This window comes from Parabacteroides sp. D25, from assembly GCF_000307475.1.
Lineage (GTDB): Bacteria > Bacteroidota > Bacteroidia > Bacteroidales > Tannerellaceae > Parabacteroides > Parabacteroides distasonis.
Genome location: NZ_JH976506.1, coordinates 275,928 through 297,590, shown reverse-complemented (window position 1 = coordinate 297,590; position 21,663 = coordinate 275,928). Strand labels below are relative to the sequence as shown.

Below are 21,663 nucleotides of genomic sequence, written 5' to 3'. Positions count from 1 at the left end.
CCTATTTCAATGTTAATAATACGGTCTGCCCCTTAGACACTCGCTGTCCGGGTTGAATACTCTGCGAAACGACCCGTCCGACACCCGACAAAGAGACACGCAGACCGGCTTGCTCCAACAAGAAAACCGCATCTTTAGCACCCATGCCGACTACCCGGGGTACCAGGCCCTCACGAATCGTCAGATCGCTTAATTTCACCTTATTCTCTTCTTGCTCGGCGGAGGCTACGACCCACTTTGTCTCCAAACTGTCCGTATCCGCCTTAATATCCAATTCATCTAATACGTCCTCTACCGCCCTCAGATCGCCGCCTTTCACACGAGGTACCATCACGGCCATCGAATCCCGTTCCATATCCCGGACATCGAACGACATATGGCTGGCGTATATCTTCTCGGCGATCGCACGCACCACGCCTCCCGACATCGTACCGCCCGAAGGATAACCAATACGGGGACGGCGGATCACCACGATACAAGAATACTTCGGATGATCGGCCGGGAAATAGCCACAGAAAGAGACTTGGTGCCCGCTCGTACGGTAGACACCGCCCGTAGCGATCTGCGCCGTACCGGTCTTTCCGGCGATCCGGACAATATCCGAATGAACCGCCTTACCGGTCCCTTTCTCCACGACTCCCAGCAACATATCTTTTATCAACGCCAGCGTATGATCCGAGCAGATCGAAGAGTTGATCACCTCCGTGGAAAAACTCTGCACGGTCTTGCCGTTATGTAAGATCTCTTTCGTAAACATCGGGCGAACCATCTTCCCGTCGTTCGCGATCGCATTAAAGAACGCCAACGTATTGATCGGCGGTACCTGCGTCTCGTAACCGAACGACATCCAAGGCAAAGTGGTCTTGGACCAATAACGGGTCGTATCATCCGGACGACGTATCTTGGCACGTCCCGCCCCCGGTATCTCCAAACGAAGATCCGCGTTCATACCGATACGGTACAGTCCCTCCACGAACTTTGTCGGGTTATCCGAATAACCTTTCAGGATCGTCTTGGCCACACCGATATTGGAGGAATACCAAATCGCCTGCTCCACCGAGATCCGACCGTATCCGCCTTTATTCATATTATGGTCCGTCATGCGGGCCCCCTTATACATATATATACCATTGCCTACATCGACCGTATCTCCCGGATTGCATAAACCATCCTCCAAGGCCACCATGATAGAGGCCACCTTGAAAGTAGAGCCCGGCTCGATCTCGTCCGCCACGGCATGGTTCTTCGTCTCGCCATATACGCCCTCACGGATACGCCCCATATTCGTGATCGCCTTGATCTCTCCGGTCTCGACCTCCATCACGACAGCCGTACCAGACTCGGCATCGATCGCCTTCAATTTATCGACCAGCGATTTCTCGGTTATATCCTGTATATTGATATCGATCGTGGTGCGAATATCCATGCCATCCACCGGGTCCACCTCAATCACGTTCGTCCAGCCTCCACCGACACGGCGAACGGAACTCAACCCGGCCTGCCCCCGCAGGAGCGAATCGTATTGCAACTCCAATCCATTCTTCCCCTTCGTAGTTCCACCCTCCTCGATCTCTCCGTAGATATCACCGATCGTACGAGACGCCAAGGTCCCGAAAGGTTTCTGGCGCTGCACCATCTCCTTCGTATAAAAACCGCTCTTATAACGTCCCAGACGAAGGAACGGGAACTTACGGATCTCCTTCAAGTCCGAATACGAGACCTTCCCCGCGTAAATCGGGAACTGGCGGCTTTTACCGCTCAGCCCTTTCAGCAGATAAGCCTTATAGCCCGCCGGCGTACGATCCTTCAATTTACGGGAAAGATAAAACGCCAACGAGTCCACCCCATCCTTCTTGGACGTCTTGAACGTATCCAGCCAATTATACTTGGCATCCTTAGCCGGAGTATACGCATCCGCCTTAAAGTCGATATACATATAATAACGAGGCACGCTGGTAGCCATCAACTTACCGTCCGACGAATAGATATTGCCACGTCCGGGCAACACCAAACGGTTCGGTCGTTTCTGGCTCTCGGCCACCTTCATCCATTTATCCCTCTCCACGAAGGCCGTATCAAAGGCACGGAACAGGATTCCTACGGCCACAAGCCCCAGCAACAGCACGACCACGAAGTAACAGAATAAAATCCGGCTACCTTTAGGCTCTATTTCTTTCGGTTCGTTTTCTTCAGACATACCTATTTACACCTTATCTCACTTATATAACTCATAAGGAGGGGTTTTCGCACCCTCCAGATCAATACCTTGCTCCTCGATCAGCAACTCGATTTGCGATTGGCGGCTATTGCCGGTCAACTCGGATGAGATCGACAACGCCTCGAAACGCACATCCCTCAATTGCTGTTGCAACCGGTCGATCTCACGCAGCTTTTGCATACAAGTATACCGGTTACCGATAAAGAAAAACGCCAACACGACAAGTAACACGATCATGCGCGTATGCCTCAAGATAAAATCCTCTTTCAGCACGCCGCCACCGAGTATATACCAGAACGAAAGACGCTTCTCCTTCTTCCTCGTTTTCTTATGTTGTCCGTTTTCTTCCATATCTATTTCTCCTTATACCTTCTCAGCGATTCTCAACTTGGCGCTCCGGGAACGGGGATTCCGCTCCACCTCCTCGTCGGTCGGGACGATTACCTTATTATTGACCAAGCGGAAAGGCGATCGTACGTTCCCGAAGAAATCCTGCTCGCATTTCCCCTCGAAGTTTCCGGTCTTCAAAAAGTTCTTTACCAGACGGTCTTCCAAGGAGTGATACGTGATAACCACCAATCGTCCTCCCGGTCTCAACACCCGCAAGGTACTCCGCAGCATCTCTTTCAGCGCCCTCATCTCATCGTTCACCTCGATACGAAGCGCTTGAAAGACTTGCGCCAAGAATTTCTTCTCCTTGTCCTTTCCCGTAAACGGCTTGATCACCTCCAAGAAGTCCCCGATCGTCTCTATCTTCTTTGTCTCACGGGCTTTCACCAGCACAGAGGCTAATTTCCGTGACACCTTCAGCTCGCCATATAGATAAAACACATCGGCCAACGCCTCCGCCGTATAATTATTGACGATATCAGCGGCGGTCTGCCCCGCACGCGTATTCATCCGCATATCCAACGCCCCGTCGAAACGGAAAGAGAAACCGCGATCCTTATCGTCGAAATGATGGGAAGAGACACCTAAATCCGCCAACAGACCGTCTACCTCCCCGCTTTCTCCATAGTAACGCATAAAATTATACAAATAACGGAAATTACTGCGCACGAAAGTGAATCGTGGATCTGCCGGGATATTATGCTCCGCGTCCGCATCTTGGTCAAAGCCGTAAAGTTCGCCCTCGCTACCCAACCGTTTCAAGATCTCGCGGGAATGTCCTCCACCGCCAAACGTAACATCCACGTAAATCCCGTCGGGACGGATATCCAATCCCTCCAGACTTTCCCGCAGCATTACCGGTACATGATAGCAACTATCTTTTTCTTCCATTCGTCGTTCTTACGTTAAACTTCCTCTTAAAATAAAGCGCCGTACTCCTTTGATACGCACGCACATGCCTTATCGGTGGGTAAAAGTACACATTTCCAAAATTACCCGCCAACATTTATATAAGAAAAGTAGGAAAAAGTTATCAACAGGTCGTTAACCCTTCGTCTTTTCGTCCTTATCTCTTACGCTTTTCACCGGTATCCGTTAACCAATTCTTCCTTTCACCTTCATCTTCTAACGGCCGTTGGACGATCATGCAACAGTTGGTAGATGATCTTCTAACAGATGGTGCATGATCGTCCAACAGCCGTTAGATAACCGATAGTCAAGCGCCCGGGGACTAACCTCCCTAATGGTAGCGGCTAAAAGATCAAGGGGAAAAGGCCAAGATAGCTGGCGAAAAAGCAAAAACTTCACTCAAACCTCTCTCGTTTTAATTATTAACTTTATCTTTGCCCCTTGACAAGCTTATATAGATGGCAAAACAAGGTGTGACAAAGATAGATATTAAGCAAGTATTGGCACAAAAGGCGCCCAAGGCGTCACGCAAGATTCCGGGATTTATCGTGGACTACTTGATTCGCACGGTTCATCAAGAGGAACTGAATGATATATTAACCCGTTACCACGATAAGGAAGGGGTAGATTTCATGCGTGAGCTTATCGGCTATTTTGACCTTACCCTCGATCTGGTACATGAGGAAAACATCCCGACCGAAGGGCGCTATATCTTCGCCTCCAACCATCCGCTCGGAGGATTGGACGGTATCTGTCTCTCCGCCGTTATCGGTTCCCGGTTCGAAGGCCGCATCAAGTATCCGGTCAATGATTTATTACTTTATCTCTCCAATCTAAAATCCATCTTTGTACCGATCAACAAACACGGCACCCAAGGAAAGGACAACGCACGGATGCTGGAGGAGGCTTTTGCCTCGGACGACCAGATCATCACTTTCCCCGCTGGATTATGCTCTCGCAAGATTGGTGGCAAGATACAAGACTTGGAGTGGAAGAAATCGTTCATCCAGAAGGCGGTGCAATACAAGCGGGATATCGTACCGGTCTATTTCGACGGGAAGAATTCCAATTTCTTCTATAACCTCGCCCGGATACGCAAGGCGTTGGGTATAAAGATGAATTATGAGATGATTTATTTACCGGACGAGATGTTCCGGAGCAAACATAAGACCTTCCGGATTTATTTCGGGAAGCCTATCCCTTGGCAGACATTCGACAATAGCAAGAAACCCGCCGAATGGGCTGAGTGGATAAAAAACAAGGTTTACAAACTCAAGGATTAACAGACGAAACATATGCAAGACATTATCAATCCCATAGACAGGGCACTACTGAAGGCTGAATTGACCAAAGAGAAGAGGTTGAGAAGTACCAATAAATCGAAGAATGAGATTTATATCGTCACGGCGCACGACTCACCCAATGTCATGCAAGAGATAGGGCGTCTGCGGGAGGTCGCTTTCCGTTATTACGGGGGTGGCACGGGATTCCCTGTGGATATCGATGAGTATGACACGATGGAAGACGCTTACCGCCAGCTGATTGTCTGGAGCCCGGAAGATGAGCAGATCTTGGGGGGATACCGTTTCCTTTGTGGTTCGGACGTTAAGTTCGACGAGAATGGCAAACCGATCTTGGCGACCTCGCACTTGTTTAATTTCTCAGAGAAATTTATCAAGGAGATCCTTCCTTATACGGTAGAGTTGGGACGCTCGTTCGTGGCTCTGGAGTATCAATCCACCCGTTCCGGGGCGAAAGGCTTATTCGTGTTGGATAACCTGTGGGATGGATTGGGGGCTTTATCCGTGGTTGATCCGAGCTTGAGGTATTATTTCGGGAAGGTGACTATGTACAATACGTACAACCAAGAGGCCCGTAATATGATCTTATACTTCCTCGGATTGCATTTCCCGGACGCAGACCAACTGATCACTCCGGTATATCCTTTGGAGACTAATATGGATGTAGAGAAGATGAGATCTCTTTTCCCTCACGATAATTTCAAGGATAACTACAAGGTATTGAACCAAGAGGTTCGTAAATTCGGCATCAACGTGCCTCCTTTGGTAAATGCTTACATGAGCTTGTCGCCTAAGATGCGTGTATTCGGCACAGCGATCAACCATGAGTTTGGAGAGGTGGAAGAAACGGGTATCTTAATCGCTATTAACGAGATATTAGAGGATAAGAAGAAACGGCATATTGAGACGTATCTGGAAGAGGAGTACAAGTCCGCCGAGTTGATACGCAAGAATTTCATCGGGGAATAAAGCCGTAGATATGGCTGGCGCGACAGCGTAACAAGATATAAAAAGGTTCAGCCTAACCGTTCGCCTCCAAGCGGATTAAAAACGGACAAAAGCTGAACCTCTTTTTATTTTAAATAAATCTTATAGCACAGTCCACCGGAGAAATATTTCATTCGCTGCAATTCAAATTGAAAATGTATATGATTGAATAGCAGGTAAGTGGCTCCCATAGCGAAGTCTTTCGAATCGTATTCGGCTATGACGTTCAAATGCGGGGCGAATGAAGGATTGTAGGTGATACCTCCCGCTACACCGTTCAAGGGATAATCCTCACGGCGGTTATACAGATAGGATAAATGAACGCCTAAGGTTTCCCTTCCCAGCTGAAAATGTTTGGTAGCGGCCAGATAATAACGGCAGAAATAGCCGTTCCCTATGGCTGAAGCGAATTTATGCCCGGATGACGTAAAAGGGTCCGAAGTCCCCAGCACGACAGCGGGGATGTATTTGCTTTCTTTCAACACACGTAAGCGGGCGGAGAAATAACGATCTTGGTTCGTGAATCCGGAATAGCCATGCTTATCCAATCCAAGGCTCTCGGCCGTAAACAGCGTACAAGTATACGCTACTTCCAGAAACGGGAAGATCGTCACGTTCAAATAATAATTCCACGTATTAAAATTAAACTTGGGAGGCGTAAGCTCTTGATGCAAGAAGTTTCCGCCAAGCATCACGGTCTTGTCCTTTTGCATATCGGCGGACGGGGCATGCAATAGCCCTGTCGTGCCATAAGATAATTGAGCCGGAAGTAAGGTCCAGCAACTTAAGAATATGATTAATAAGAGTAATTTCTTCATTTTTCTTTGTTTACTTATAAACTTCCGGCTCAACATTATTTAATCAAGCTTCAAATATCAAGCATTAATCCGGGATGATGATACCGCCACCGGCGTTATTGCCATCACCATGTCCGTGACCGTGGGATTGCTTGTAGACAGGAGTACCTTCTATCTTGATAAGTTTTTTAGCTACAACCTGAATCTCTTCCACCTTCTTACCCTTTGTCATAAACTTAAATACATACGTATTTGTAGTATATGTCTTCTTCAAGCTCATAGAAGCGACCGTACGATCAGCTTCCGTAGGAACGGATGTAGTCAATGATGTTTGGGTACCAATCTGATAACCATCAGCTTGCAAACGATTAGAGATTCGGTTATAAACCGCATTCTTAGCGACTTGACCATCTACGTTAGACTTTCCGACTAGATCCTGCAAGTTTTCTCCAACATAAGCATTTGTAGTTGTAACAACTACAGGAATGTTTCCTGCCTTACCATCAGAACAGTAGTCAACAACCTTTTCTACGATTGTAGTATCAGTACTGATATCTTCAGTTTCCGCTAATGCCAACTCAAAACCTGCGGCAAACTTAGAGAAGTGAGCGACAGACATTTCCGCACCAGTACCATTGATATAAACAGGGTCCGCCGTAGGATCAATCTTCATGATCTCCTTATTATCTATGCCTGTGGTCGCATATAACAATGCCATAGGCTGTGTAGAAGAAACCAAATCCTTCGGAGCGTCGAACGAGATCTTCAAAGCCGGAGAGAATACCGTACCGCTAGGCTCGCCTTTATATACACGGCTTACACTGGCTACCGCACCAGCATCAGAAGTCACATTATTGGATTGCAGAGCTTCCGCAGACATATCACGTTCGATCACCAATGTTTGATTACTACTTGCCGGCATAACGATAACGACAGGCTTACCACTTTCCGCGACCAAACTTACCTCATCTTTCTCTTTTATACCATCAGCGGTCGTACTTTCAATCACTCCTATCGATTCTGTCAATTTCTCAGCATCACTTTGATTCAAGACCTTAATAACTGGAGCTTGAACCTCATTATCCGCACCTTTATAGTTATCTAAGACATTAGCAGGAATGACAACGTCTACTTTTTGCTCAACATTATTCTCATCCACATAAGTGACACCAGACACCTTAACCTCTTCGGTTCCGCCTGCGTTAATCGCATTCTTAATCTCATCCGCTACTTTTTCCGCTTCTTTTTCCGGAACCTGAACACCATATTTAGAAAAATCAATCTCCGTATTTCCACCTGTACCTACAGGGTTCAATGTGATAGGAAATACATAGTTCATACTCTGACCAACCTTAAAGATGATCGTACGAGAGTAGCTCGTATAACCTGCGGCTTTAACACTCAAGATAAATTGAGCATCCTCCGTAACCTTTGATGATGCGATATTGAAAGAGAACTCACTCTCATTCTTAGAAATAAATAACTCTTCACTTCCTAACATCAATGTGACTTCCGCTGTTTTGATGTCTGCGCCCGTAGATAGGTCTGTTATTATACCAGATACGATATAAGTCGCTTTTGACGGATCTGTCGGTTTGGAAGGATCGGAAGGATCAGACGGGTCTGTTGGCTTGGAAGGATCAGACGGGTCAGAAGGATCTGTCGGCTTAGAAGGATCATCCGGGTCTACTGGAATAGAAGGAGCGACATTCATCACGATAATAGCTGGATACTCAACGTCGAATGTATCACCTTCGCCCTCTTTCTTTTCTTGATCCGGAACGGCTGAAACGACAACCTTAGCCACGGCTTTAGTATATCCGGAAGCTGTAGCTACTACGTCGTAGATACCGGGAGTCACATCAGAGACCTTAAAATTAGGTTTATTCTCTTTAGCGATCTCTTTATCCCCGTATTTTACGACAACAGAAAGGCTGGAAGTAGAGATAGCTTTTCCCACAACATCCTCGATCGATACGGAAAGATTGTACTTCGCCTTCTTATACTCTTTCGGAGTATCGGGAGTCGTGCCCTTTACCATGACGGCGTTTACTACATACTGTCCAACACCCGATTCGATCTTCTTCACATCCACATCATAGCTTCTGTCTGCATAGCCTTCCGACTTAAAGGCGATTTTGTAAGAGCCTGGTGTGCTTTTCAAGTCGAAAGAGTACGTTCCATCAGAACCCGTCGTAGCACTAAGAGATTGAGCTCCAGAAAGAGCTACGCTAACGCCAGCCATCGGGTTGTTGCTGGCATCCATGACCGTACCACTAATCGCATAGGTGGCAACAGTGCCACCACCATCCGGAGTAGGCACATCATCATCGTCATCCTTACAGCCCATGAAACATACCATGGCTGTCGTAAGGAACAAGACCAATAAGGTCTGTAACTTTGTAATTGTTCTCATAATAAAACTATTTAAAAATTGAGTAATTCCGACTTTATAAAGTACGGGTTGAATTGATTCTGTTGCATGATGTTATCATTCGGCGAGGCTTTATACCCCTTATAATAATAGCGTTCATTACCGGCGTTGTAAGACATACCCCAGTTGTCAGAAGGAAGCACCCGCACATTCTTACGTTTATATTTATAAGGAGGAAGAGCCACTTGAAACCGGAAACCGCCGTTTTTCAAAGCACCTTGCGCCTTCATCGCATAAAATCCTATCGAACAATAGCGAAAATGGCGGATCAAGTCAATCCGTCCTCCGATCTCACCCAGTAAGTATTGCTCGGCTTTCAAGGAGACTTGCGTATTGTATTTTGGCCAGTAGAAACTACCTCCCAGCGACCATGTCACCCGTTGGTGAGTTCCATAATGATATTCAAACTTCTGCCAAGATCCCGTACCCGTACAACCAATACGTCCTTCCAAAGAAAAACGTTCATCCTTCAAATGATGGGTTACCGCTAAATCCACGCCATAACGATCCGCATTGAACAAACCGATACTGGCTCTGGCGAACGTACGATAAGGTAAACGAAAAGATTGGGAAAGGGTAACCATGCCCGGGTGAATCTTACCCGCCCAAGGACCATATCCATCATTATATATAGGAAATACCATCTGCGCCGTCAGCTTCATCCCATTCCAGAAAGAGACCTCGATCGCAGGCGAGAGGTTGAATAATACTTGGTATATTTGCGTGATAATGAGGTTCTTCAGATACAACTCTGGATAAACCACCACGTCTACTTTAAATAAGGAGCTATTCATACGGTACTCTTTTTTCACCTTATCCCAGCTATCGCCCAGATCGTAAGTAGCATCCCAGGCGGAACGGGCCGCATAGGAGCCGGGAGCCGCCTTCAAGCTGTCCGGATTTGCCGTATAGATCAATGAGATCTGCGGTATATTATTATCCAATACGACGATACGGCAGGATTTGCCCTTCTCCGGCAAGCCTGTTTTCTGGATGCGGTCTATGGCATGGGCCAGTCCCACACCCTGCAAACGCCAAGGGGTATTCTCCAAGACATATACTCTCTCCTTCTCGTCTTCCGACCAGATAACATTCTCAAAACCCATATCGACCAGCATATTCGCGGTGATATCCGCATATACCTTATTATATTGCGCCTTTGTAAACATAGGCAATAGTAGCAAAAAGAATAAAAGGCATTCCTTACGGAGTAAAATGGCTCGTATAGAAGACTTTCTATTCATATCTCTAGAGTTTGATTCCAAGTTATCATTGGTTTACTGTTTTTCTTATTCTTACCCTTCCACATAAAAAACGACTAGTGAAAACGATCGTTTAGATCTTGCATTTTTTTAGAAAGCAAAAAGATGATGCTCTTTTGTCATATTCGTGACACTTTGATTAATATATCCTGTTGAGAAAAAGATATATAGCAGGACAAAATTTAATCGGAAAAGGTTGCCAGTCTCGGAGAAATGCCTACCTTTGCAAACGAATAATTGAAACGATCGTTTTTTACAGTCGTTTTCAATCTAAATATTTTTATTGTTATCATAGATACTTCTCATAATAGCCTGCGCCAAAATCAACAAATGACACTTTATATTTAGAGAACAACCTCATTATTTTAAAATGTACATAACCCCGCTTCCAAAGTCAGCTAGCTTCGTTGGCAAAGTAAGTTAACTTACTTGGGCATTTAAGTTAGCTTACTTTGCCATTTAAGTTAGCTTACTTTTTGGCCCTTCTATACAGCCCAAAAAAAATACGGAAATTTGCTATTCTCGGAAAGCATTCTTATCTTAGCAAATTATAGCAGATTATAGCAAAGAGAGAGTTTCATGTTAGCAGCCATTCATATACAGTTAATCGTTGGTACGATATTTATCATATTGTATAGCGTCACTATATTAGGACTGGTATTAGTTATCATTACAGAGAATAGGAATCCGTTAAAGACAATTCCTTGGGTAATCGTCTTATTATTAGCACCCGGTATCGGACTGCTTTTCTATTTCTTCTTTGGACAAGATAACCGGAAACAACGGATCATATCGAGGCGTACCTATAAACGCATCATGAAAAGGCCGCAAGAGGGTAAATTACCTCAAGACGCCTGCGTAGTTCCGGACCCCTATAAACCTTTATCGACCTTGTTGACTAACACCAACCAATCCTCCCTCCTATACGGAACACAAATCACGATTTATACGAATGGTACCGATAAGTTCAAAGACTTGCTGGAAGAGATCCAGAAAGCGACTCACCATATCCATATACAATATTATATATTCTGTGATGACGAGATAGGAAAACAGGTGCAACAACTCCTTATCAAGAAAGTAAAAGAAGGCGTGAAGGTACGTGTACTTTATGATGATGTGGGTTGCTGGAATGTAAAAGACGGCTTCTTTAAGGAAATGAAGGAAGCGGGTATCGAGGTATATGCGTTCTTGAGGGTAGCGTTCCCCGTTTTCACCAGTAAGGTGAATTACCGGAACCACCGCAAGATTATCGTGATAGACGGTAAAGTCGGGTTTATGGGAGGCATGAATATAGCCGACCGATACGATAAGGGAACCTCTTGGGGCACATGGAGGGATACGCATTTCAAATTCGTAGGGAAAGGAGTACACGGGCTTCAATCCGTATTCCTCATCGATTGGTACGTGGTTAGTAAAAAACTCTTGAACGATCGGATTTACTATCCGGCTGCCGAAATCTATAGCGATAATATTATGCAAATCGCCACTAGCGGTCCGGTAGGTCAATGGAGAACTTTGTTGCAAGCGACCATTTTCATGATCGCCAACGCCAAGAAGTATATCTTTATACAAACCCCTTATTTCCTGCCTACCGAAGGATTAAACCAAGCGTTGCAAACCGCCGCCTTAGGGGGAGTGGATGTTCGTTTGATGCTGCCTAAGCGTTCCGATACACGTTCAGCGAATATGGCCAGTCATTCCTTTATCGACGAGATGGTAAAGGCCGGCGTAAAAGTATACCTCTACAAACCGGGCTTCTTGCATTCCAAGCTAGTCGTGTCCGACGACGCATTGACAAGCATCGGGTCCGCCAATATGGACTTCCGTAGCTTTGAGCATAACTTCGAGATTAACGCTTTCGTATATCAAAAGGAATTCGCCCTGCAAATGAAACGCATCTTTACACACGACATGCATCACTGTGAGCGTTTGATCCCTTCCCGCTGGTTAAAGCGCCCCCTCAAGCAACGCATGGCGGAATCATTTATGCGTCTGTTTTCTCCCCTTCTTTAAGGAAGATGCTAAAGTTCACGGAGCCATACACCCGGTGCTGATAAAAATAAGGCAAAGATGAGAAGTCATTGGTCTTAGGATGTTCCATGATGAATATCCCTCCATTCTTTAGTAAATCACGCTCGAAAACCAAGGCGGGTATTTCCGGCAACTCCGGCAAGGCATATGGGGGATCGGCAAAGATGAAATCGAAACTTTGCTTAGGGGCTGAATTCAAATAACGGAAAACATCCCCACGAATCAGAGCCAACGCATCCGTCTTCAGCTCTTTCGCTACCTTGGCTATAAAAGAGGCATGAGCGTTATTTTTCTCTATGGCGGTTACATTCCGGCATCCTCGTGAGATCAACTCAAAAGAGATACTTCCGGTTCCGGCAAAAAGATCCAACGCATCCATACCTTCCAGATCCACCAAATTATTTACTACGTTAAAAATATTCTCTTTCGCAAAATCCGTCGTAGGACGTGCGCTAAACGAAGAGGGCACGTCAAAACGCCGACGACCGTATATACCGCTTATTATTCGCATATTAATAAAGATATTAAATCCATAGGGGCTTTCGTTACATCCGTTCCCAGCAAATAGGCTTCCGAAGGGATCTCCACCGGCTTAACATGGCGTAAATAGGCTCGCAATCGCTCCAGAACCCGCATTTGCGAGGAAGATTCCCCCGCTAAAAGCAACTGGTCCTTTTCTTGGTCCAATCCCGCCTGTTTCCATACATATAATATATAGTATACTATATCGTCCGATTGGTCGATCGGGTAAGAGTTCACAAATAAGAGTTTCCCTTGAGCATAGCACGCCACATCCATCCGCTTTCGTTCTATCACGACATACATTTGCCGGGGTAAGCTAGCACTACTTTCTTTTGTCCATAGCGTTAGCGGAGAAGTCATGTAGTGGGAGAAAAAAGGATGCAAAAGAGAACGGGAGCAAAATTCGTAAACCTCCTCGTCCACACCAAACACCAACTTAGCCTGTTGTTCCTTTAAAATATCGGTTAAGCAATGCAATTCCAGTGTAGAAAAGCAGAAATCCAATAAATGCCCTTCCTTACCGTCCCCCCAATAATTATCAGGGACCAAGCTATATTCCGGAGATACACAGATCACGTTAATCCGTTTATAAGTCCACGTAAGAAACTCATGAGCGAAGAAAAACTCCTTAAGGGAAGAAATGAAAGAGACCGCCCGATCGAATTCCGTTTCCCGATAAAAGAAACTTCCTCCAGCCGAGGGATCATACCCGGAAAAAGAAAGTCCACCCGACCGAAGCCGGATGGACACTATATACTTTTCCGAATTATCAGTAGTTAACGTATCAGGAATGCTGATAGTCATATGAGCCGCTGATTATTCCCAGTTACCTGCGTTGTTATTAATTTCTTCCAAAGAACCTACGCGCAATCCCGGGAACTTACCTTGTTTCTCTGCCTTGTCGATCAAGTTATAAGTCAACTGAGCATCCATGTCACGCAAATATTCTTTGTAAGGAACCTCACAAGCGAATACTTTGATCTCATAACCAGAACCAGATTTCAACGTAGCCGTATCCATCTTGAAAGTAATCTTTTCACCCGGAACGGCCGGAACATAACGCATAGCCGCTACATCATAGTTCTTACCCAGCAAAGTATCTTTCGCCAATACCCACATGGTATCACGTCTGATTAAACCTTTCTTAACAGCCTCTGCTTCTGTCATACCTTTCTCCAACTGCTCATCCGTCAATACACCTTCCTTGATCAAGAACGGCAACTTATCCGTATTCAAGAATTTCTCCAAATCGTCGAAACTTCCGGCATGAGTCTTATACATGTTCTTGTATTCGATCTGAGCCTTACGGATTTCAATCAAACGGGCGATGATCGCATTGTCACGAATAGTCTTCTGATCATCATACTCAATCGGACCAGTGACGCTCTTGTAGCACATGTAAACTAGCAGTACAACTGCGGCAGCTAATAAAATCTTTAATGTAACTTTCATGGTTTGTATTGTTTTTTGAATTTATTTCGTTCGGCAAATTTAAAAAAGAATATTTAATACACTACCTTTATCGCGAAAATTATTGCGATCAAAATGATAAATAGTTACATAAGCCAGCAAATCGAACGAAATTTCCCCTATAAACCGACGGATGATCAGTTTTTAGCGCTTCATACGCTTACCGAATTTCTCTTGTCTGAGGAACCGGACAGCCTTCTACTGATGAAAGGCTACGCAGGAACCGGAAAAACCTCTCTGGTCGGGGCTTTGGTGAAAACGCTTAACGAACTAAAGCAAAAAACGTTTTTGTTGGCTCCAACCGGACGAGCAGCTAAAGTTTTCTCGGGCTACGCTGGCCAAAAAGCGTATACAATTCATAAAAAAATATATCGTCAACGGGCGTTTTCCAATGAGCCGACGGGCTTCATGCCGGCAGATAATTTACATAAAGATACACTTTTTATCGTCGACGAGGCTTCTATGATCGCCAACGAGGGATTGGATTCATTTGTTTTTGGCTCCGGACGCCTGTTGGACGATTTAATCCAGTATGTCTATTCCGGGGAAAACTGCCGTCTTATCCTAATGGGAGATGTCGCACAGCTTCCTCCGGTGATGCAAACGGAGAGTCCCGCCTTGAATCCCGAGATATTACGGGGTTACAACCTACAGGTTTGGGAGATAGCGTTAACTCAAGTCGTACGCCAAAGCGAGGACTCGGGAATCCTGTTCAACGCAACCCGGCTACGAGACGCACTACGAAACCACACGGTCGAGATCTTTCCGAAATTACAATTAAAAGGCTTCTCCGATTTCACGAAAGTCAATGGAGATGAGCTAATTGAGGAAATATCTTCCGCCTATAGCCGCGACGGTATGGAAGAGACAATGATTATCTCCCGCTCGAATAAACGAGCAACGATTTATAATAACGGCATACGTAACCGTATCCTATACAGGGAAGAAGAGCTATCGTCCGGCGATCATTTAATGGTAGCGAAGAACAATTATTATTGGACAGCGAATTGCAAGGAGATGGACTTTATAGCGAACGGAGAGATCATTCAAGTCATGCGAGTACGCCGTGTCACGGAGATGTATGGCTTCCGCTTTGCCGACATCACGGCTCGTTTTCAAGATTATGATCTGGAAATCGATTTGAAAATCCTATTAGATACTTTACAGACCGACTCCCCCGCCCTCCCTAAGGAGCTAAACGACAAGCTCTTTTACACCATATTGGAAGATTACGAGGACATTCCTACCAAGGCGGGAAAAATGAAAAAGATGAAGGTAGATCCTCATTACAACGTCGTCCAAGTAAAATACGCTTATGCGGTAACCTGCCATAAAGCCCAAGGCGGCCAATGGATGAACGTCTTTCTCGATATCGGTTACATCACGGAGGAAATGCTTGGTGAGGATTTCTATCGGTGGCTCTACACGGCTTTTACCCGGGCGACCCATCACCTATATCTGGTGAATTTACCGGACGAGTTCGTCGAATGATTTACAATATTTTAAGATCGAAACTGGCAACATTGACAAGAAATACTTATTTTTGTTGCAAAACATACGTATGTCCGGATGATTTATAGCATCTGAAAAACATATAGAAATGGCAAACAAGGAAAAAATAGATTATCTATTGATCGATATCAGGGAGCTGGAGAAGTTGGTAGCCGGAATGAGGGACGCGGAAATTTATCCCGCCTCTTTCTTCAACCAGACCTTCCAGTTGACCCACAAGGTATTGAAGGAGCTTCATACGCTGGAGGAGTTTCAGTTAGAGGCTTTGCGTAAACAAATGGAGGAACATCAACGACTTATCGATTCTATTCCCGTAAGTAAACCTTTACAGATGCCGGAGGTGCAACCGGCTCCGGAAGTATCCCCTACGATCGAGGTCGTACAGGTACAAGAACCGGTCGTTGAGGAACCTATCGTAGTAGAACCAATTGTCGAAAAAGTGATCCCAGAAGAAAAGATCGTACAAGAGACAATCCCCTTGAAAGAGATAGAGATTCCACATAAAACTATATTAGCGGATAAATCCAGTATTTCACTGAATGATATATTGGAGAAAAAGAATCTTTCTGATTTCCGTAAGGCATTCAGTTTAAATGATCGTTTCCGCTTCAGAAGGGAATTATTCGGAGGAAATGAGGAGAAAATGAATAAGGCGATCTCAGACCTGAACGATCTTAGCTCGTACGAGGAATCGGTCACTTATCTGAACAAGGTGTTGAACTGGAATATAGAAGACGCTTCCGTAGCCGATTTCATCAAGCTATTGGAAAAACGCTTCTCATAAATATACGATATGGCAAAATTGACTGTAGTCCCAACCCCTGTTGGTAACTTGGAAGATATGACATTCCGGGCGATCCGTGTGCTAAAAGAAGCTGATCTTATTTTAGCGGAGGATACCCGTACGACCGGCATCTTGCTGAAACATTTCGAGATACAAAACAAGATGCAGTCCCACCACAAGTTCAATGAACATAAGACGGTGGAGCAAATCGCGGCCCGTATCAAGGGAGGCGAGAATATCGCCCTTGTTTCCGATGCCGGTACGCCGGCCATCTCCGATCCGGGATTCATGTTGGTGAGGGAATGTGTTCGCCAAGGGGTAGACGTAGAGTGCCTGCCCGGAGCTACAGCTTTCGTGCCCGCCTTGGTAGCGTCCGGATTACCCAATGAGAAGTTCTGTTTCGAGGGGTTTCTCCCTCAAAAGAAAGGAAGGCAGACCCGGCTAAAAGAATTGGCTTTGGAATACCGGACTATTATTTTTTATGAATCACCTTTCCGTCTGCTCAAGACCTTGACACAATTCGCCGAGTTTTTCGGTACGGACCGCCAAGTATCAGTATCCCGGGAAATATCCAAATTACACGAGGAAACCGTACGAGGCTCCTTAGAAGAAGTAATTCAGCATTTTACCGTGAACGAACCAAGGGGTGAGATTGTTATTGTATTAGCAGGCTTAAAAGATAAAAAGGACAAAGAGACAGAAAAAGATGTTTAACTTAACAAGCAAAAAGAACATGAAGAAAGTATTATTAGTATGTGTCTGCACAGCCATGCTGGCCTCTTGCGGCCAAAATTCAGCGGATTACAAGAAACTAAAGGCTGAGAACGATTCTCTACGTATCGAGAATACGAAGAACACGGATGAGCTTAATGATATGCTCTCCACCCTAAATGATATTGAATCTGATTTTCAATCTATACGTGATGCCGAGAATTATTTGACAATCCAACAACAAACCGGCGGTGAGCTAAATCAGTCACGCAGAGATCAAATCAAGCAGAACATGCAATTGATCAGCGAGACCTTGAAGAAGAACAAGGAGCAAATCAGCCAGTTGGAGGAGAAATTGAAGAAAAGCGGTATTCAATCTTCCGCATTACGAAAGACGATCGATCGTCTTTCCTCCGAGCTGGATCAAAAGGCAACGATGATTGTCGCTTTGCAAGAGGATTTGGCAAAGAAGAACGTACGTATCCAAGAATTGGACGAGATGGTAAGTTCCTTGAATGAGGATGTGGAAAGTCTGGCTACTACCGCAGCCGCTCAATCCGAGAAATTGAACGCTCAAGATAAAGCCCTTCACACGGCTTACTACTGTTTCGGTACTTCCAAGGAATTGAAGGAACAGAAGATCTTATCCGGTGGTGGCCTGTTCTCTAAATCTAAAGTATTGCAGAGTGGTTTCAACAAGGATTATTTCATCTCTATCGATATCCGTGAGGTAAAAGAAATTCCTTTGTTCGCAAGCAAGGCTAAACTAAAATCCAATCATCCGGAAGGATCTTATGAGTTCGTAGAGGATGAAGACGGAAACTTGACCTTGAAAATAAATGACGAGAAGGCTTTCTGGAGCCTAGGCAAGTATTTAGTGATCGAAGTTGGATAATGATTTATAAAAGTATATTTATCGATTTGGACGATACCCTTTGGGATACGTACCATAACAATAAAGAATGCCTTGAAGAGCTATATACCGATTACCACTTTAATCGGTATTATGCCTCCTTCGAGGCTTTCTTTGATATTTATATGCCTCATAATCTAGACTTATGGGCCAAGTATCGTTCAGGGGAAATAGACCGGCAAACCTTAATCTTGGATCGATTTCTCTATGTACTTCGTCCGTTAGGAATAGAAGATAAGAAAACCGTCTTATCGGTAAATAATGATTTCTTGCAACGCACGACCACCAAAACCCGATTAGTGCCCGGAGCCATTGAATTACTGGAATATCTTCGCCCTTCCTATCGGTTATTTATTTTATCCAATGGATTCCGTGAGGTACAATTCAAGAAACTTAGCAACGCAGGCTTGGCTCCTTATTTCGAACGGATGATCCTGTCCGAGGACGCTAATATACAAAAACCCCATAAAGGTATTTTCGACTTCGCCTTAAAGAACACGAACTCACGCCGGTCCGAGAGCTTAATGATCGGGGATAGCTGGGAAGCTGATATCATTGGGGCTTACCAATCCAAGATCGACCAGATATGGTTGAATCCTGAAGGATTACCTGCCGTAGGCTTCATCCCAACCTATACAGTCCGCTCCTTGGATGAGATCCGGTCCATCTTATAAGATATCCTTTCTTACAATGCCCATTATAGAGTGCTTACGATGGGCATTATATGATCCTTAGAATGGGCATCATAAAGACCTTACAATGCCTATTCTAAGAACTACATCTTAATACATTATAAATTAACTGATTACTTATCGGCAGTCACCATGTATCGGCGAAATCCCTCAGAGTATTCCGGATGATACCCGTCTCCTATCGAATCGGAACAAATAATAAAATAGTCAAGGCCGGGCACTTTAGCGCATAAGGATTTAGCCTCCTCCGAACCTAAGACCATAAATGCGGTAGCATACGCATCAGCGGTCATGGCATCCGGGGAGACAATCGTAGCGCTAAGGATATCCCGCTGTACAGGGCAACCTTCACGGGGATCGATCGTATGGGCGTATTTACGTCCATCCTTTATATAAAAATTACGATAATTGCCTGATGTAGCCATTCCTAACGGTTTCGGGAAGCTAACGATCTGCTCGAGTTCTTGATTCATGCCAGCAGCGTCATCCGTAGGCTTCGTGATCCCTAAGCGCCAATCCATGCCCGAGGGATTCACGCCTTTCACACGCATCTCGCCACCAAACTCCACCAAATAATTACGGACCCCTTTCTTCTCCAGCATCTGAGCTATCATATCGCAAGCCGTTCCATCCGCCAAAGAAGAAAAGTTCATCATTAAGCGAGGATCGTCCTTCACGATGCGATCCCCTTCTAAACGAACTTTCTGAAAACCGATAAACTGACGGACACTGTCGATATGGGCAGGGGTTACGCTATCCTTCCGGCTGAAGCCAAACCCCCAAAGGTTGATCAACGGGGCGCACGTCACGTCGTAGGCCCCATTTGTCTCGGCAGATACTTCCAGTGCCTTCTTAAAGACTTTTTGGAAGAGCGTATCTACCCGTATGTCACGGTTCTGGTTTACCTGACTGATTACCGAAGTAGAATCAAAAGCATTAAACAGGTGGTAGAAATATTTCAACTGCTCGTCAATCTCCTTATCCAATGGTTTAGTATGCTCAAACTTAATATGATAAGGTGTATGAAGCCTTCCGGATACCTCATAGTATTGGGGAGCCTGTTCACAACTTATCAACAAGATATTAACAAGTAAGCAAAGGATGGAGAATCGACTTTTCATATTAGAACTCTGATGTAAAATGGAACTTAATATCCGGAAAATCCTGTTGGGCCATCATCAATACATAGCCGGAATCCGCTAAATAAACATCACGGCCTTCCTTATCCAACGCCATATATTGCGCCTTACGTTTCTTGAAATTCTCCAATGCCTGTTGGTTATCACTCTCGATCCAGCAAGCCTTATATAGGCTGATCGGCTCCCATTTACATTGAGCGGCATACTCATGCAACAGGCGGTATTGAATAACCTCAAACTGCAATTGTCCCACCGTACCGATAATCTTCCGGCCATTGAATTGATTGGTAAACAACTGGGCGACACCCTCGTCCATCAATTGCTCGATGCCCTTGTTCAATTGCTTTGCCTTCATCGGATCGGCGTTCTCTATATATTTGAACATCTCGGGCGAGAAGCTCGGCAACCCCTTGAAATGCAATTCCTCTCCGGAAGTCAACGTATCCCCTATCTTAAAGTTCCCGGTATCCGGCAAACCGATAATATCACCCGCGAACGCCTCATCCACCACTTCTTTCTTCTGAGCCATGAAAGCCGTCGGGCTACTGAAACGCATCATCTTACCGAAACGTACATGCTTATAGTTCGCATTACGCTCAAAACGACCGGAACAAATCTTCACAAAAGCGATACAACTGCGATGGTTCGGGTCCATATTCGCATGGATCTTGAAAATAAAGCCGGTGAAATTATCCTCATTCGGGTCTACCACACGCTCTACCGCATGGATCGGACGTGGCGAGGGAGCGATACGGATAAAGCAATCCAATAGCTCTTTCACACCGAAGTTATTCAGAGCGGAGCCAAAGAATACCGGAGCGATATCCCCATCCAAATACGTATTCACATCAAATTCGGGATAAACCCCCTCTATCAACTCTATATCCTCACGAAGCTTTGCGGCTTGCGTAGGATCAATATAAGTCTCGAGATCCGGACTCGTGATATCCTTGAATTCCACATTCTCCGTCACATATTGCTTACTCGGGGTATATAGGTTCAGTTTCTGCTCGAAAATATTGTATACGCCCCGGAAACGTTGTCCCATATCGATCGGCCAACTCAATGGGCGTACCTTTATCTGTAATTCTTCTTCTATCTCATCCAGCAAATCAAAAGGATCTTTACCATCACGGTCCATCTTGTTGACAAAAACGATCACCGGAGTCTTACGCATACGGCAAACCTCCATCAACTTACGAGTCTGCGCCTCTACTCCCTTAGCGATATCGATCACGATAATAACGCTATCCACCGCCGTCAAGGTACGGAACGTATCCTCGGCGAAATCTTGGTGGCCCGGTGTATCCAAGATATTAATCTTATGATCGGAATAATCAAAAGCCATTACGGAGGTAGCTACGGAGATACCGCGTTGCTTCTCAATCTCCATCCAGTCGGACGTGGCAGTCTTCTTGATTTTATTAGACTTCACCGCTCCCGCTACATGGATAGCGCCACCAAATAACAATAATTTCTCGGTAAGCGTAGTCTTACCGGCATCCGGGTGGCTGATTATGGCAAACGTTCTTCTTCTTTCAATCTCTTCTGAATACTGGCTCATTCTATTTTATATGTATATATTGTT

General features: G+C 45.2%; 19 protein-coding genes. 8 read left to right on the top strand and 11 right to left on the bottom strand.

The genetic code is table 11. The features are described from left to right. Position 1: 1 nt before the first annotated feature. The 3 genes from HMPREF0999_RS17305 to rsmH are packed head-to-tail and all read right to left on the bottom strand — an operon-like array spanning position 2 to position 3,499. Complete coding sequence (locus tag HMPREF0999_RS17305) at positions 2-2,197, bottom strand: penicillin-binding protein (protein WP_009276482.1); 2,196 nt, start codon at positions 2,195-2,197, stop codon at positions 2-4. Positions 2,198-2,215: 18 nt separating this feature from the next. Then, a complete protein-coding gene (locus HMPREF0999_RS17300; protein ID WP_005861360.1) occupies positions 2,216-2,569 on the bottom strand; it encodes an FtsL-like putative cell division protein in 354 nt (117 codons plus the stop codon). A gap of 12 nt (positions 2,570-2,581) precedes the next feature. Continuing rightward, complete coding sequence (rsmH, locus tag HMPREF0999_RS17295) at positions 2,582-3,499, bottom strand: 16S rRNA (cytosine(1402)-N(4))-methyltransferase RsmH (RefSeq protein ID WP_009276481.1); 918 nt, start codon at positions 3,497-3,499, stop codon at positions 2,582-2,584. A 476-nt stretch (positions 3,500-3,975) separates the two neighbouring features. Here rsmH and HMPREF0999_RS17290 point away from each other — a divergent pair, with 476 nt between their 5' ends. Both HMPREF0999_RS17290 and HMPREF0999_RS17285 read left to right on the top strand, forming a co-directional pair. Then, a complete protein-coding gene (locus HMPREF0999_RS17290) occupies positions 3,976-4,800 on the top strand; it encodes a 1-acyl-sn-glycerol-3-phosphate acyltransferase (protein ID WP_009276480.1) in 825 nt (274 codons plus the stop codon). Between the two features lie 12 nt (positions 4,801-4,812). Beyond that, on the top strand, positions 4,813-5,787 hold the full coding sequence (locus HMPREF0999_RS17285) for a GNAT family N-acetyltransferase (protein WP_005866962.1): 975 nt from the start codon (positions 4,813-4,815) through the stop codon (positions 5,785-5,787). A gap of 104 nt (positions 5,788-5,891) precedes the next feature. Here the strand turns inward: HMPREF0999_RS17285 and HMPREF0999_RS17280 are convergent, their stop codons facing one another. The 3 genes from HMPREF0999_RS17280 to HMPREF0999_RS17270 all read right to left on the bottom strand — a co-directional run bounded on the left by HMPREF0999_RS17280 (position 5,892) and on the right by HMPREF0999_RS17270 (position 10,280). Continuing rightward, positions 5,892-6,623: a YjbH domain-containing protein gene (locus HMPREF0999_RS17280; protein WP_005861351.1), complete on the bottom strand. Its 732-nt coding sequence runs from the start codon at positions 6,621-6,623 to the stop codon at positions 5,892-5,894. Between the two features lie 64 nt (positions 6,624-6,687). Then, complete coding sequence (locus tag HMPREF0999_RS17275; protein ID WP_009276479.1) at positions 6,688-9,018, bottom strand: carboxypeptidase-like regulatory domain-containing protein; 2,331 nt, start codon at positions 9,016-9,018, stop codon at positions 6,688-6,690. 11 nt (positions 9,019-9,029) lie between these two features. Continuing rightward, complete coding sequence (locus tag HMPREF0999_RS17270; RefSeq protein ID WP_010185194.1) at positions 9,030-10,280, bottom strand: hypothetical protein; 1,251 nt, start codon at positions 10,278-10,280, stop codon at positions 9,030-9,032. A 597-nt stretch (positions 10,281-10,877) separates the two neighbouring features. Between HMPREF0999_RS17270 and cls the strand changes: the two genes are divergently transcribed. Continuing rightward, the gene (gene cls, locus HMPREF0999_RS17265) at positions 10,878-12,314 is read left to right on the top strand and encodes a cardiolipin synthase (protein WP_009276478.1); all 1,437 of its coding nucleotides are present in this window, start codon (positions 10,878-10,880) and stop codon (positions 12,312-12,314) included. Here cls and HMPREF0999_RS17260 read toward each other — a convergent pair. The 3 genes from HMPREF0999_RS17260 to HMPREF0999_RS17250 are packed head-to-tail and all read right to left on the bottom strand — an operon-like array spanning position 12,286 to position 14,306. Further along, positions 12,286-12,843 carry an RsmD family RNA methyltransferase gene (locus tag HMPREF0999_RS17260; RefSeq protein ID WP_009276477.1) on the bottom strand — a complete coding sequence of 186 codons (558 nt, stop codon included), beginning with the start codon at positions 12,841-12,843 and terminating at the stop codon, positions 12,286-12,288. The two genes, cls and HMPREF0999_RS17260, sit on opposite strands and share 29 nt — an antisense overlap. Further along, entirely contained in the window at positions 12,834-13,658 is an 825-nt protein-coding gene (locus HMPREF0999_RS17255) for a DUF3822 family protein (RefSeq protein WP_009276476.1), read from the bottom strand. The genes HMPREF0999_RS17260 and HMPREF0999_RS17255 overlap by 10 nt, the downstream gene beginning before the upstream one ends. Before the next feature lie 12 nt (positions 13,659-13,670). Continuing rightward, on the bottom strand, positions 13,671-14,306 hold the full coding sequence (locus HMPREF0999_RS17250) for a hypothetical protein (RefSeq protein ID WP_005861338.1): 636 nt from the start codon (positions 14,304-14,306) through the stop codon (positions 13,671-13,673). 93 nt (positions 14,307-14,399) lie between these two features. Between HMPREF0999_RS17250 and HMPREF0999_RS17245 the strand changes: the two genes are divergently transcribed. The 5 genes from HMPREF0999_RS17245 to HMPREF0999_RS17225 all read left to right on the top strand — a co-directional run bounded on the left by HMPREF0999_RS17245 (position 14,400) and on the right by HMPREF0999_RS17225 (position 18,918). Further along, positions 14,400-15,815: an ATP-dependent RecD-like DNA helicase gene (locus HMPREF0999_RS17245; protein ID WP_009276475.1), complete on the top strand. Its 1,416-nt coding sequence runs from the start codon at positions 14,400-14,402 to the stop codon at positions 15,813-15,815. 109 nt (positions 15,816-15,924) lie between these two features. Beyond that, positions 15,925-16,620, top strand: coding sequence for a hypothetical protein (locus tag HMPREF0999_RS17240; protein WP_005861334.1), 696 nt, complete (start codon positions 15,925-15,927; stop codon positions 16,618-16,620). Between the two features lie 9 nt (positions 16,621-16,629). Then, on the top strand, positions 16,630-17,334 hold the full coding sequence (rsmI, locus tag HMPREF0999_RS17235) for a 16S rRNA (cytidine(1402)-2'-O)-methyltransferase (protein ID WP_005861332.1): 705 nt from the start codon (positions 16,630-16,632) through the stop codon (positions 17,332-17,334). Positions 17,335-17,353: 19 nt separating this feature from the next. Continuing rightward, positions 17,354-18,226 carry a hypothetical protein gene (locus HMPREF0999_RS17230; RefSeq protein WP_005861330.1) on the top strand — a complete coding sequence of 291 codons (873 nt, stop codon included), beginning with the start codon at positions 17,354-17,356 and terminating at the stop codon, positions 18,224-18,226. After that, a complete protein-coding gene (locus HMPREF0999_RS17225; RefSeq protein WP_009276474.1) occupies positions 18,226-18,918 on the top strand; it encodes a YjjG family noncanonical pyrimidine nucleotidase in 693 nt (230 codons plus the stop codon). The genes HMPREF0999_RS17230 and HMPREF0999_RS17225 overlap by 1 nt, the downstream gene beginning before the upstream one ends. A 131-nt stretch (positions 18,919-19,049) precedes the next feature. On the opposite strand, the gene HMPREF0999_RS17220 is transcribed toward HMPREF0999_RS17225, so the two are convergent. Both HMPREF0999_RS17220 and HMPREF0999_RS17215 read right to left on the bottom strand, forming a co-directional pair. Further along, a complete protein-coding gene (locus HMPREF0999_RS17220; protein ID WP_009276473.1) occupies positions 19,050-20,057 on the bottom strand; it encodes an FAD:protein FMN transferase in 1,008 nt (335 codons plus the stop codon). Between the two features lies 1 nt (position 20,058). Further along, positions 20,059-21,639 carry a peptide chain release factor 3 gene (locus tag HMPREF0999_RS17215; protein ID WP_005861324.1) on the bottom strand — a complete coding sequence of 527 codons (1,581 nt, stop codon included), beginning with the start codon at positions 21,637-21,639 and terminating at the stop codon, positions 20,059-20,061. Between the last annotated feature and the right edge of the window lie 24 nt (positions 21,640-21,663).